The sequence below is a fragment of the Frigidibacter sp. RF13 genome, from assembly GCF_026626305.1.
GTDB lineage: Bacteria > Pseudomonadota > Alphaproteobacteria > Rhodobacterales > Rhodobacteraceae > TMP-24.
This window is the reverse complement of record NZ_JAPNUE010000003.1, coordinates 55,100-67,678: the sequence shown is the minus strand read 5'-3', so window position 1 is coordinate 67,678 and position 12,579 is coordinate 55,100. Positions and strand designations below refer to the sequence as shown.

General features: G+C 65.5%; 12 protein-coding genes. 5 read left to right on the top strand and 7 right to left on the bottom strand.

The annotated features are described in order from the left end of the window. Positions 1–85 precede the first annotated feature (85 nt). Both OU426_RS08380 and OU426_RS08375 read left to right on the top strand, forming a co-directional pair. Positions 86–625: an RNA polymerase sigma factor gene (locus OU426_RS08380; RefSeq protein WP_267633792.1), complete on the top strand. Its 540-nt coding sequence runs from the start codon at positions 86–88 to the stop codon at positions 623–625. 212 nt (positions 626–837) lie between these two features. Then, positions 838–2,712, top strand: coding sequence for a vWA domain-containing protein (locus OU426_RS08375; protein ID WP_420712584.1), 1,875 nt, complete (start codon positions 838–840; stop codon positions 2,710–2,712). On the opposite strand, the gene OU426_RS08370 is transcribed toward OU426_RS08375, so the two are convergent. Continuing rightward, positions 2,709–3,656, bottom strand: coding sequence for a LysR family transcriptional regulator (locus OU426_RS08370; RefSeq protein ID WP_267633487.1), 948 nt, complete (start codon positions 3,654–3,656; stop codon positions 2,709–2,711). The two genes, OU426_RS08375 and OU426_RS08370, sit on opposite strands and share 4 nt — an antisense overlap. A 107-nt stretch (positions 3,657–3,763) precedes the next feature. On the opposite strand from OU426_RS08370, the gene OU426_RS08365 reads away from it, so the two are divergent. Then, a complete protein-coding gene (locus OU426_RS08365; RefSeq protein WP_267633486.1) occupies positions 3,764–4,243 on the top strand; it encodes a cupin domain-containing protein in 480 nt (159 codons plus the stop codon). Between the two features lie 8 nt (positions 4,244–4,251). Here OU426_RS08365 and OU426_RS08360 read toward each other — a convergent pair whose 3' ends face one another. The 6 genes from OU426_RS08360 to OU426_RS08335 form a co-directional block, all read right to left on the bottom strand. Next, positions 4,252–4,782, bottom strand: a complete 531-nt coding sequence (locus OU426_RS08360) for a cupin domain-containing protein (RefSeq protein ID WP_267633485.1) — start codon at positions 4,780–4,782, stop codon at positions 4,252–4,254. Between the two features lie 99 nt (positions 4,783–4,881). Next, entirely contained in the window at positions 4,882–5,346 is a 465-nt protein-coding gene (locus tag OU426_RS08355) for an Hsp20 family protein (RefSeq protein ID WP_267633484.1), read from the bottom strand. A gap of 148 nt (positions 5,347–5,494) precedes the next feature. After that, positions 5,495–6,319 carry a trypsin-like serine peptidase gene (locus OU426_RS08350; RefSeq protein WP_267633483.1) on the bottom strand — a complete coding sequence of 275 codons (825 nt, stop codon included), beginning with the start codon at positions 6,317–6,319 and terminating at the stop codon, positions 5,495–5,497. A gap of 118 nt (positions 6,320–6,437) precedes the next feature. Continuing rightward, entirely contained in the window at positions 6,438–7,718 is a 1,281-nt protein-coding gene (gene glcF, locus OU426_RS08345; protein WP_267633482.1) for a glycolate oxidase subunit GlcF, read from the bottom strand. Positions 7,719–7,721: 3 nt separating this feature from the next. Further along, positions 7,722–8,828 (bottom strand): FAD-binding protein, encoded by a 1,107-nt coding sequence (locus tag OU426_RS08340; protein WP_267633481.1) that lies wholly within the window; start codon positions 8,826–8,828, stop codon positions 7,722–7,724. Positions 8,829–8,896: 68 nt separating this feature from the next. Continuing rightward, a complete protein-coding gene (locus tag OU426_RS08335; protein ID WP_267633480.1) occupies positions 8,897–10,330 on the bottom strand; it encodes an FAD-linked oxidase C-terminal domain-containing protein in 1,434 nt (477 codons plus the stop codon). A 76-nt stretch (positions 10,331–10,406) separates the two neighbouring features. Here OU426_RS08335 and OU426_RS08330 point away from each other — a divergent pair, with 76 nt between their 5' ends. Continuing rightward, positions 10,407–11,114 carry a DUF599 domain-containing protein gene (locus OU426_RS08330; RefSeq protein ID WP_267633479.1) on the top strand — a complete coding sequence of 236 codons (708 nt, stop codon included), beginning with the start codon at positions 10,407–10,409 and terminating at the stop codon, positions 11,112–11,114. A 206-nt stretch (positions 11,115–11,320) separates the two neighbouring features. Further along, on the top strand, positions 11,321–12,562 hold the full coding sequence (locus OU426_RS08325; RefSeq protein WP_267633478.1) for an arylsulfotransferase family protein: 1,242 nt from the start codon (positions 11,321–11,323) through the stop codon (positions 12,560–12,562). The last annotated feature ends 17 nt before the right edge of the window (positions 12,563–12,579 follow it).

Here is a 12,579-nt window from a genome sequence, read left to right as displayed (position 1 = left end):
CGACGGCGCCGCTTTCCTCTTCAGACTTTTCTTTGCCCGCAGCCAAGGTTACGGCTCTGTCACACGTCAAATGAATGTCATGCTGATGGACACGAGCGACGAAACCTTGGCGCAGGCCGCCGCGATGGGGGACCGCGACGCATTCGCGGTGCTCCTCGGGCGGCATTACGACCGGATCTTCGGCCTCGCCTTCCGCCTGACCGGGCAGCGGGCCGAGGCAGAAGACCTGACACAGGATATCTGCCTCGCGCTGCCCGCGAAGCTGGAAAGCTACCGCCGCAGCGCGCGCTTCACCACCTGGCTTTACCGGGTCACGGTGAATGCCGCTCACGACCGGCGCCGCCGAGCGGCAACGCGAGCGAAGGCGGGCGATGGCTGGGGCGACTGGGAGATTGCGCGGCAAGCCACGATGGCCGAGGCCGCCGAGGCGCAGGACTGGCTCGCCGCCGCGATGCAGAGCCTGACGCCGGAATTGCGCGACACGGTGGCGCTGACCTTGGGCGAGGAACTGAGCCAGGCCGACGCGGCCGAAGTGCTGGGCGTCTCGGAAGGCACCGTTGCCTGGCGGATGAGCGAAGTGAAGAAACGCCTGCGCGCGATGGCGCGCGCGGAGGGCATGTTATGACCGACGAACTCGACGATCTGAAGCGCGCGCTGAAAGCCGCGCCCCCCGCGCCCGATTCGGCAACGAAAGCCGCCGCGCTTGCGCGCGCGATGGCGGCGTTCGACGCCCATGCCGAAACGCTGACGGAAACATCCCGCCAAGGATCGACCGATGACCCGCGTCCCATGTCGGACCGCCCGCAAAGGGCGGGGTTCCCGACAGGAGTACGCGAGATGCTATCCAAACTCACCTCCCGCCCGATGCTCGCCGCCACCGCCTCGGTTGCCGCGATCTGCGTGGGTGTCGTCATCACCCAGCCGGGTATCTGGCAGCGACCTGGTGTAGAGGACGGGGGACGGACGCCCACTGCGGAACAGCCACAATCGATCCAATCGGCTGCGGATGCGGCAGAGCCGCAGGTCGCGCCTGCGCCAACGGACGACCGAGTGCGGCAAACCGCCGTCACCGCGACCGACGCGCCTGCCGTCGAAGTGGAGGTTCCGCTAGCAACTCCGCAGGCGCCGATCGAATTGGCGCAGGAAGAATCGGCCATCGTCGCGGAAGGCGAGATGGCGGTCGATGCGCAGGTCGATGGTCTTGCGCGAATGGCGAAGTCAGCCGAAGCGGCGCCAAGCGACATGACGGCCTATCTTGAGGTCGCGCCGGTCGGAAATGCGCTTTCCGACGACGCGGCGCCCTCTCGCGAGCCGAACACCGAGACCTTCTCGAACGATACGCCGAACCCGGTGAAGATCGTGGCCGAAGAACCGGTTTCTACCTTCTCGACCGATGTCGATACCGCATCCTGGGCGGTGGTCCGCTCGTCGGTGACGAGCGGCTATCTGCCGCCCCCCGAGGCCGTGCGGGTCGAGGAGATGGTGAATTATTTCCCCTATTCCTACCCTTCTCCTGATGCAGAAGGCGCGCCCTTCCGCACCACGGTCAGCCTGTTTGAGACCCCCTGGAACAAGGACACCCAGCTTCTGCGTATCGGCCTGCAGGGCCGCCTGCCCGCCGTCGAGGACCGCCCGGCGCTGGACCTCGTCTTCCTGATCGACACGTCGGGATCGATGGAGGATGCGAACAAGCTGCCGCTGCTGATCCAGTCGTTCAAACTGATGCTGGGCCAGCTTCGCCCCGAGGACCGCGTGGCGATCGTCACCTATGCCGGATCCGCCGGGCTGGTGCTGGAACCGACCGCGGCGAAGGACCGGGCGAAGATCGAGGCAGCGCTCGGGCGGCTGAGCGCGGGTGGGTCAACCGCCGGGGCCGAGGGGCTGGAACTGGCCTATCAGACCGCTGACAGCATGGAGGGCGAGGGGCGCGTGAAGCGCATCCTTCTGGCCACTGACGGCGATTTCAACGTGGGTGTGTCCGACCCCGAGGGGCTGGAGGCCTATGTCGCGAAGAAACGCGCGGGCGGCACCTACCTGTCCGTCCTCGGCTTCGGGCGCGGCAATCTGGATGATGCCACCATGCAGTCGCTCGCCCAGAACGGCAACGGCACGGCTTCCTACATCGACACGCTGACCGAGGCGCAGAAGGTGCTGGTCGACCAGCTGACCGGGGCGCTCTTCCCCATCGCCGACGATGTGAAGGTGCAGGTGGAGTTCAACCCCGCCGCCGTCGCGGAATACCGGCTGATCGGCTACGAGACCCGCGCGCTCGCCCGCGAGGATTTCAACAATGACAAGGTCGATGCGGGCGAGATCGGCGCAGGGCTGCAGGTGACGGCCCTTTATGAAGTGACGCCGGTCGGCTCACCCGCCCGGCTGTCCGATCCGCTGCGCTATGGCGCGCCGCCCGAATTGAGCGGCGATATCGCGGAACTGGGCTTCCTGAAGCTGCGCTACAAGGAACCCGGTCAGACCGTGTCGAAACTCATCGAACAGCCAATCCCGCCCACCCCGGGCGAGGCCGACGAGGATGCCCGCTTCGCCGCAGCCATCGCCGGTATGGGCCAGCTTCTGTCCGAGCCGAAGTATCTGGGCGACTGGGGCTGGGATGAGGCCATCGCGCTCGCGAGTGGCGCCAAGGGCACCGACCCCTATGGCTACCGGGCAGAGGCCGTGCAGGTGATGCGGCTGGCAAAAAGCCTCGCCCGCTAGGGGCCGAGCGCCGTATCGCTGAAGCCAAGGCTTTCGCAGAGATCACTGACCATGCGGCGCATCCAGCGATGCGCCGCATCCTTTCCGTGCCGGGCGTGCCAATAGATGCTGATGTCGGGCGCCGGGATCGGCACCGGCGGCAGGAAGATCGAAAGGTTCATCGGTCCCCGCACCAATCGCGCGAACTGCACCGGCAGGGCGGCTGTCATCCCGCCCTGCGCGACCGCGAGCGCGACGGCCTGGAAATGCGGCAGCGCCAGTGTCACCCGGCGCGCAAGCCCATGGGTCGCGAGGGCCGCATCCACCTGCCCGGTCATCGTGCCGTCTAGCGAGCGCAGCGCATGGCCCAGTGCGCAGAACGTATCGAGCGGCATTTCCTCGCCCTCGGTCAGATGCGCCACGGCCGGATCCTTGCGCGCCGTGACCATGACGAAGGGCGAGCGGAAAAGCGGCTGTTTCTCTACCCCCTCCGGCAGGTCGATCGGCCGTTCCAGCGCCATGTCGGCCAGATCGTCGCGCAGGATGCGGGCGACATCGCCAAGCGAACTGTCCAGCACCCGGATCCGCACCCTTGGCGCGTCCCGGCGCAACCGTTCGGCCAGATCCGGCATCAGCATCATCGAGAAGAAATCCGAGGTAAGGAAGGTGAAGGTCCGCTCCAGCGCGCCCGGGTCGAAGGCCGGGCCGGGGGCGAGCATCCGCCCGATTTCTTCCAGCGCCGCCCGGGCGCGCGGCGCCAGTTCCCCGGCGCGGGGCGTGGGTACCATCGCATTGCCGCTGCGGATGAAAAGCTGATCGCCGAGCGCATGGCGCAGCCGTGTCAGGGCCGCGCTGACGGCGGGCTGGCTGAGGCCCACGCGCGCGCCCGCGCGGGTCACGCTGCGTTCCTGCCAGAGGGCGTCAAAGACGCGGATCAGGTTCAGGTCGAGGCCGTTTATATCCATGGCATGGATGAGTTGAATATGAATTCACAATTTCATTGATGAACTGCATTCCGCTAACTTTCAACCATTCCGCGGTGCAACCCGCATGAAAACCAAGGAAACCCGCCATGAATGCGCTCTCAGACCCGGCAAGCCGGATGGAACTCTTCTGGTTTCTCAATAACCTTCTGGCCATTCCCGTCTCCGCCCGCGACGGCGAGGACCGGATCTCGGTGGTCGAACAATGGGCCGCGCACGGCGACAGTCCGCCCCTGCACATCCATCATAGCGAAGACGAAGTCTTCGTCGTGCTGAAGGGGCGGCTTCGCGTCTTTATCGACGGCAAGGACCATTTCCTTGACGCGGGCAGCACGGCAATGGCGCCCAAGGGCAAGCCGCACAGTTTCCGCGTCGAAAGCGCCGAGGGCGCGCACTTCCTGGCGATCACCAGCGGCTCGGATTTCGAAAATATGGTGCGCAAGGTCGCCCGCAAGGCCGCCGCGGCCACCCTGCCCGAATCGACGGTGCCGACTGAAGCGATGAAGGCCGAGCTGACCCGCATCTGCGCCGAGCATCATATCGAAATCGTCGGCCCGCCCCTGCACTGAGGTGGCCGTCAGTCCTGCGTCGGTCGCCTGCCCGCCCGCCAGTCGCGCACCCGGTCGCTGAGGCCATCATGATCGCCCATCTCGCGCACGGGAATATCGTCCCACCAGTCGTCGCGCTTTGCACGCCGCTCGGGGTTCACCGCGTAGTAGATGCGGTTCTCAGCCTTAGTCGTCTCGCCCACCACCAGTAGCCGGACATCGCTGTCGGTATTGTTGATGAACGTATGGCAGAGGCCGGTCCCGGCCGGGAAACCCACCGCATCGCCGGGTTGAAGCCGGTGCAGATGCCCGTCGATCCAGGCGTCGGGCGCGCCCTCGATGACATAGACAAACTCCTCCTCGGCGCTTTCAGCGTGGGGGTAGGAGCTGCGGTGCCCGGGCGGCAGGCGCTCGTGATGGATGCCGATCCGCATCAGCCCGAAGTGTCGCCCGAAGGCGGCCCCGAGCGTCATCTTTTCATCGTCACCGGAATAGGACCAGGCCTCGCCTTCCTCGATTTCCTGCCAATGGGCGATGCAGTCCGGACGGGGGGCGGTCATGGCAATCTCCTCGCGTTGGGATGCGCGAGATTAGGATGGGGACAGCGAAATGAAAATGGCGCCCCGGGCTGGGGCGCCATCAAACGGATGGCCCAATGTTCAGGCCTCGATCGTCTCCAGCGCCTTTGCCTCGACCGTGTCGCCCTTGGCGATCTCGATCCGGCGCGGCTTCAGAGCCTCGGGCACTTCGCGGACGAGGTCGATATGCAGCATGCCGTCGGCATGGGTCGCGCCCGAGACGCGCACATGATCGGCAAGCGCAAAGCGGCGCTCGAAAGCGCGGGTCGCGATGCCGCGATGCAGATAGGTGCGCGGGGTCTCATCAGCAGCCTTGCGGGCGGCGACGGTCAGCGCGCCGTCCTTCACCTCGACCGAGAGTTCGTCAGCGGCAAAGCCCGCGACGGCGATCGAGATGCGATAGGCATTCTCGTCGGTCTTCTCGATATTGTAGGGCGGATAGGCGGGTTGGGCCACGTCGGCACTCAGCACCCGGTCCATCAGATCGGCGATCCGGTCGAAACCAACGGTCGCGCGGTAAAGCGGGGCAAAATCATAGGTACGCATGGTCATCCTCTTCAAGCGATGGTCAGGGTCCGCCCCGTATGGGCGCGGACAGGTTGGGCGCCGGGCCCGCACGCGGCATCCCGGCCCCCTCCATCTGGGAAGCCTGCGTCAGGCTTTCAAGAGCTTCGGAAGGGCGGCATCCAGTTCCTCAGGGTTTGAGGAATTTCGCGCCGTTCGCCCCGGCAGGTGCGCCGATCTGCGGCAGGCGGCTGACTGTCACGCCCCCCGGCATATCGGTCGCGGTACTGGCGAAAGCGCTGCGCAATTCGTTCAGGGGCTCGCCGATCTGGGCGCCAAGCGAGACAAGTTTGCCATCCAGTTCCGCCTTGGCCGAAACGACCGAGACGATTCGCGGCACGCCGCCCTCGACCCGAAAGATCGGCGCGCCGGAAGACCCGAAATCGACCGAGCAGGAAAAGACATTCATGCCCGGCTGCGGGCCGATCATCCGACAGCTTTGCTGCAGCGACGGCACTTCCGACCGGTCAAACGCATAGGAGACGACCTCGACCTGTTCGTCGGTCACCGGATCGGCGCCGATGGCGAACGGCTGGACCTGCGCCAGTCGTATCGGTTGATCCAGCTGCAGGATCGCCAGATCGTAAGGCACGCTGTTCACATTCTCGGGCCCGAGGAAGGCATAGGACGGATGGGCCATCGCGCGCTGCACGCCGCGATAAGCGACGGCGCGGCCATTGCGCCAGCCGGCGAGGAATTTGAAATCCCCGGCGGCAAAAGGCCTGCCGCTGTCCTGATCATAGAGGCAATGGGCCGCCGTCAGCACCAAATCGGGCGCGATCAGCGCCCCCGTGCAAAAGGCACGGTCGGCGATATCAATGCGCCCGACCGCTTCCCAACCCCGGCTCTTGTCCGCGGTCGCAAGCGCCTCGAGCGCCGAATCCTCTATGTCGTCCGCTCTGACCGGACCGGCGAGCAAGACCAGAAACAGCAGGAAAACCGCAACCGCACGCATCAAGGGCTCCGCGAAATACCGTCGCGATACAGGACGGCTGCGGCGAGATTATGGCCTCGGAGTTAACCAATCGCAATCGAGCGCGGATTGCTGCGAAAGCCTGCCGGGCGGGCCTACCTTACAAGGCGCGCGGCCTTGGCCCGCCGGTCGCCCAGTCGATCAGTTCGACCGTGTGCACGACCGGTATCTGGGTGCCCGATCCGATCTGCATCATGCAGCCGATATTGCCCGCCGCGATCACCTGCGGCGCCCGCCGCTCAAGTGTCTCGACCTTGCGCCGCTTCAATTCGGCTGACAGCACGGGCTGCAGAAGGTTGTAAGTCCCGGCGGACCCGCAGCAAAGGTGACTGTCGGCTGGCTCGACCACCTCGAAACCCATCGCGCGCAGAAGATCCTTCGGCGCGGATTTCACTTTCTGGCCGTGCTGCAGCGAACAGGCCGCATGATAGGCAACGCGCAGGGGTTCTGGCGCCCGGCCCTCTGGTGCAAGCCTGACCAGCAGTTCGCTGATGTCGCAGGCAAGGCCCGCCACCTCCGCCGCATCCGAGGCAAGGTCGGAGGTGCGGAACATGTGGCCGTAATCCTTCACCGTCGTGCCGCAACCCGAGGTGTTGATCACGATCGCATCCAGCCCCCCGGCGCGTTTCTCCGCCATCCAGGCGCGGATATTCGTGGCGGCGGAGCCATGCGCCTCCTCCTCGCGCCCCATGTGATGGGTCAGCGCCCCGCAGCAGCCCGCGCCGTTGGCCACCACCACCTCGCAGCCGTGCCGGGTCAGGAGCCGGATCGTGGCATCGTTGATGTCAGTATTAAGCGCCTTCTGTGCGCATCCCGTGAGCAGCGCCACCCGCATCCGCGGCGCGCCCTTGGGCGCGAATACCTGGGGATCGTCATTTCGGCTGACCGGCGGCACCTGTTTCGGCGCCATCGCCACCATCGCCCTCAGCCGCGCATCCGGCAGGAGCCGCGCGAAGGGCCGCGCGATCTTCGCCCCCAGAAGCGCCAGCCGGAACCGGCGGGGATGGGGAATGACCTTCGCCAGCACCCAGCGCAGCGCCCGGTCACGCCAGGGGCGCCGGTAGGTCTTCTCGATATGGGCGCGGGCTTGGTCGACGAGATGCATGTAATGCACGCCCGACGGGCAGGTCGTCATGCAGGCAAGGCACGACAGGCAACGGTCGACGTGACGCACGACCTTCTCGTCGGCCGGTCTGCCGCTCTCCAGCATCTCCTTGATCAGGTAGATGCGGCCACGCGGGCTGTCGAGTTCGTCGCCAAGGATCTGGTAGGTCGGGCAGGTCGCGGTACACATGCCGCAATGGACGCAGGACCGCAGGATCTCGTTCGCCCGCGCGAGCCCCGGGTCTTTCAGCTGTTCGTGTGTAAAGAAAGTCTGCATCGCTCAATCCATCAGCCCGGGGTTCAGGATCTGTCGCGGATCGAACCGCGCGCGCAAGGCTTGGGAGAGCGCTGCGACGGGCGGCACTTCGGGCGGAAAGGGCGCGATCCGCGCCCGGGTCTCCGCCGTTGCCCGGATCAGGGTCGCATGCCCGGCGAAAGGCCCAAGCCTTGTGCGCAGGTCGGTCCCCTCCCCGACCCGCAGCCATATCCGCCCGCCGCCCCAGTCAAAAAGCGCATCCTCAGCCTCGGCCCGCGCCGCGACGCCCGGCGCCTCGGACGGTTTCACCGCGAGACACCAGACATCGCCCGGTACCGCGTGAAAGGCCACCACATCGCGGACGGACTGCCACTCCCCGCCGCCCTCGCCGATAGGGGACCAATCGCCAAACCGCGCGAGACGCGCGCAGAGCCGCTCCGCCCGATAGGCCACCGAGGGCGCGAAACCCTCAATGCGGATCAGCGTGCGGCCCGAGCCGCGATGATGGGCGGCTCCCGTCACCTCATAGGGCGAGCCAAGCGCGTCAGACATCGCTGTTACCGCCTGCTCCGGCGAAAGCCCCTCGCAAAGAAGCGTCGCCACTGTCTCGGGTCGGGGCAAAAGCTTGAAGGCAACCTCGGTCATCACCCCGAGCGTGCCCCAGCTTCCGGCCATCAGCTTCACCAGATCATAGCCGGTGACATTCTTCATCACCCGCCCGCCGTTCTTCACCACAGTCCCGGTCCCGTCGACGAACCTGACCCCGATCAGCGCATCGCGGCAGGCCCCCGCCTGCACCCGGCGCGGGCCCGAAACATTCGCGGCCACCATGCCGCCGATCGTGGGTTTACCCGCCGTCCCCAGAAGCCCGCGCCAGTCGGCCGGCTCGAAGGCCAGCCGCTGGCCCTCGCCCGCCAAAAGCGTCTCGACTTCGGCAAGCGGCGTCCCGGCCCGCACCACCAGTGTCAGCGCCTCCGGCTCGTAGAGCGTCACGCCGTGAAGGCCCGATACATCCAACACCTCACCCGGGACCGCCCCGCCGACCGGGCGCGTCCCCCCGCCCAAGATCCGCATCGGCTCGGTCGCGGACGCGATCCGCTCCGCAAGGTCCAGTTCAGAGGTGGTCGTCACGCATTGCCTTTCACTGTGGTCCAAGTATCCTCGGGGGTCCGGGGGCAGACAGCCCCCGGGCATTTGTCTCAGGCGCCTCGCCGGGCCGCACTCGCCTTCAGCGGAAAGACCTTTGCCGGGTTCAGAAGCCAATCGGGATCGAACACATCCTTGACCCGCATCTGCGCCTCCATGTCTTCCTCTGTGAACTGCGCCACCATCAGGTCGCGCTTCTCGATCCCCACGCCATGCTCGCCGGAGAGGCACCCGCCCACGTCCACACAGAGCCTGAGGATGTCAGCCCCGAGCGCCTCGCATTTTTCCAGATCGCCCGGCTTGTTGGCGTTGAAAAGTATCAGCGGATGCATGTTGCCGTCGCCCGCATGAAAGACATTGGCCACATCAAGCCCGTAGCCCCGGCTCATCTCGCCGATGCGCTTCAGCACATGCGGCAGGGCCGAGACCGGGATCGTCCCGTCCAGACACATGTAATCGTTGATCCGCCCCATGGCCCCGAAGGCCGACTTGCGGCCGAGCCAGATGCGCGCGCTTTCCGCCTCGGACCGGCTTTCGCGCAGTTCTACCGGATCGTGGCGCCGCGCGATTTCGCCGATGCGGGCCAGCTGATCGTCGATCTCGGCCGGGCTGCCCTCGACCTCGATGATCAGAAGCGCCTCGCAATCGGGGTAGCCCGCCTTGGCGAAGTCCTCGCAGGCGCGGATGCAGGGCCGGTCCATGAATTCGATAGCCACCGGCAGGACGCCCGCACGGATGATGTCGGCGACGCAGGCCCCCGCGACCTCATTGGAGTTGAAGCCGATGAGTACCGGCCGCGCGCCTTCCGGTTTCGGCAATATCCGCAGCGTCGCTTCCGTCACCACGCCCAGCTGACCTTCCGAGCCGCAGATCACACCCAAGAGGTCGAGCCCACCCGCATCCGACCAGGGCCCGCCGATCTCGACCACCTCGCCCGCCATCGTCACCAAAGTGACGCCCAGAAGGTTGTTGGTTGTCACCCCGTATTTCAGGCAATGCGCGCCCCCGGAATTCATCGCGATATTGCCGCCGATCGCGCAAGCAAGCTGGCTGGAGGGGTCGGGGGCGTAGAAGAAACCCTCGCCCTCGACCGCGCCGGTGACCGACAGGTTGGTGCGCCCCGCCTCGACCCGGATGAAGCGGTTGGCAAGGTCGGTTTCAATGACCCGGTTCATCCGCCCGAGGCCTAGGATCACGGAATCGGAGGTGGGCAGAGCGCCACCCGACAGCGATGTGCCGGAGCCGCGCGGCACCACCGGTACGCCTTCCTCCCGGCAGATCTTCAGGGCAGCCGCCACCTCTGCCGTCGATCCCGGCAGGATCGCGGCGAGCGGCGGACAGCGATAGGCCGAAAGCCCGTCGCATTCATAGGCCCGTGTCTCGGCCGGATCGTCGATCACCGCCGTCGGCGGCAACACCGCGCGCAGCCGCGCGACGATCTCGGCCTTGCGCGCAATCACCTCGGCATTCGGGCGCGGAAGCTGCATTTTCCCTCCATTTGGTAAAGTGATATTACCAATTTATCCAATTGGCAAGCGAAAGCGCGGACGTCAGGATGCGCGCATGAGCTTCATGCCGACCCTCGCCGCCCTCTCCTTGCCCGACCTCCTCGCGGGGGCGGCATTGTTCCTGTCCTGGATCGCCATCGGCTGGTTCATCGAACATCCACCCGCGCGCCATCCGTCGGTCAGCCAGCTGATGCAGGCCTACCGGCGCGAGTGGATGCGGGAGTTTGTAACCCGCCAGCCGCGCATCTTCGACGCGACCATTGTCGACAGCCTGCGCCAGGGCACAAGCTTTCTCGCCTCGGCCTGCATGATCGCCATTGGCGGTGGCGTGGCCCTGATCGGCAATGGCGAACAACTGCGGGGCATCGCGGACGATCTGGCGCTCGGGCCGGAGCCGCTTCTGGTCTGGCAGGGCAAGATGCTTATCGTGGTCCTGTTCGTGACCAACGCAATGCTGAAATTCATCTGGGCACACCGGCTGTTCGGATATTGCGCCATCCTCATGGGATCGGTCCCCAACGATGTCGACAGCCCGGTGGCCTATGCCCGCGCCGCTCAGGCGGCAGAAATCAACATCCTCGCCGCGCGTAGCTTCAACCGGGGCCTGCGCTCGGTCTATTTCGCGCTCGGATCGCTTGGCTGGCTCCTCGGCCCCTTCGCGCTGCTCGTGACAACGTCTGCGACGCTCTATCTGACATGGCGGCGTGAATTCGCCTCGCAATCGCGGAGCATTCTGCTGAATGCCGAGGGGCACGACGCATGAATCATTTGCGCCTTTCCGATGATGGTAAAGACTGTACAATCTAAGGGTGTTATAAAATGGTCCTAGTATCGCGAGTCGCGTTCGTTATCAGCCTCTGTTTCCTCGCGTTCGTCTGGGGCGTCGCGGCGACAACGAAGAAAATTTTTCCGTATCGATATGTCCAGCATGTCCTGATCGGCATCGATGCTTGGCAGAAGATGGAAAGGATGCGGCTGCCATCGCATGCGATCAGGCCCGAGCCGGACGCGACGGGTCCCTCGACCGCACGTAGCCTTGCGCCAACCTCATCCGACGATCTGATCCTGATGACCGCGGGCTTCTCGGAACGTCAGGATATCTGCCCATCCTTCGGCTGCATGGCAATGATCATCGACCGGACCGGCCAGGTCAGGCACAGTTGGGAGACCGACCCCAGCGCCCTGTTCACCAAGGAAAATTTTGCGACGTTCACCGGCCAGCCGAACCTGCAGAACATCTATGTCCAGGGCAGCACCCTGGACAGTCGGGGCAATCTCATCGTCACCTTCCAGGGGCGCAACGTCTTTCCCTATCAGGTGGGCATCGCCAAGTTCGATTGGGATGGCAATCTGCTGTGGGCCAGGACGGACAATAGCCATCACTGGCCCACCGTCGGCGACGATGGCCGAATTTACGTTCCAGTCTCCCACATCACCCGCGACGAAACCCACGTCGCAGCAACCTCGGTGCCGCTCGACTGCAAGGGTGGAGCGGTCTACGAAGAGGGGGTACAGGTTCTTGCGCCGGACGGGAATGAACTGCACCGGTTCTGGATGTCGGACGCCGTGATCGCGTCTGACACTCAGGGTCTTGCCTATTCGGTCCGCAACGACTGCGATCCCTATCACGTGAACGGCATCGCGTTGCTCACCCCGGCAGCCGCAGCGAAACTCCCCGGAACGCGAGCAGGTGATCTGGTCGTTTCGCTTCGCTCGTCGTCGTCGCTCGTCGTGATGGATGTCGAAACCGGAAAGATCGAGCATGTGACGGCCGGCCCCATGGTCGCCCAGCACAGCCCGCGCGTGATGCCGGATGGCAGCTTCGCTGTCTTTGACAACCTCGGATCGCATGACACGCCGGGCGGCAGCCGCGTGCTGAGGATCGACCCGGAAACCGGGAACAGCGACAGGCTCTTTCCGACGATCGAAAACGCGGTCGGTTGGGATCTTGGTTCGGGCGCGCAGGGCGAGATCAATCTGTCCGATGACGGGCAACGAATGCTCGTGGCCTCTACCCTCGAAGGCGTCGTTTATGAGGTCGAGGTCGCGACCGGCGGGGTGCTATGGGACTATACTTCGATCTCCGACCTGCGACCCTATTTTGAGATGGCGGGCCAATCGCCGGGAACGGATCGCTTCTTTCGCATGCAGACCCAAGGTGCCGCCTATGTGAAAGCGTCCGATTTCGCGCGGTTCGCTGGCCAGGGCTGAGCCTGCGCCAACCCGCG

Bases quoted from the DNA above. Each gene is read 5' to 3' on its own strand.
- OU426_RS08380 (WP_267633792.1), top strand. From the start codon at position 86: ATGGACACGAGCGACGAAACCTTGGCGCAGGCCGCCGCGATGGGGGAC.
- OU426_RS08375 (WP_420712584.1), top strand. From the start codon at position 838: ATGCTATCCAAACTCACCTCCCGCCCGATGCTCGCCGCCACCGCCTCG.
- OU426_RS08370 (WP_267633487.1), bottom strand. From the start codon at position 3,656: ATGGATATAAACGGCCTCGACCTGAACCTGATCCGCGTCTTTGACGCC.
- OU426_RS08365 (WP_267633486.1), top strand. From the start codon at position 3,764: ATGAATGCGCTCTCAGACCCGGCAAGCCGGATGGAACTCTTCTGGTTT.
- OU426_RS08360 (WP_267633485.1), bottom strand. From the start codon at position 4,782: ATGACCGCCCCCCGTCCGGACTGCATCGCCCATTGGCAGGAAATCGAG.
- OU426_RS08355 (WP_267633484.1), bottom strand. From the start codon at position 5,346: ATGCGTACCTATGATTTTGCCCCGCTTTACCGCGCGACCGTTGGTTTC.
- OU426_RS08350 (WP_267633483.1), bottom strand. From the start codon at position 6,319: ATGCGTGCGGTTGCGGTTTTCCTGCTGTTTCTGGTCTTGCTCGCCGGT.
- glcF (WP_267633482.1), bottom strand. From the start codon at position 7,718: ATGCAGACTTTCTTTACACACGAACAGCTGAAAGACCCGGGGCTCGCG.
- OU426_RS08335 (WP_267633480.1), bottom strand. From the start codon at position 10,330: ATGCAGCTTCCGCGCCCGAATGCCGAGGTGATTGCGCGCAAGGCCGAG.
- OU426_RS08330 (WP_267633479.1), top strand. From the start codon at position 10,407: ATGAGCTTCATGCCGACCCTCGCCGCCCTCTCCTTGCCCGACCTCCTC.
- OU426_RS08325 (WP_267633478.1), top strand. From the start codon at position 11,321: ATGCGGCTGCCATCGCATGCGATCAGGCCCGAGCCGGACGCGACGGGT.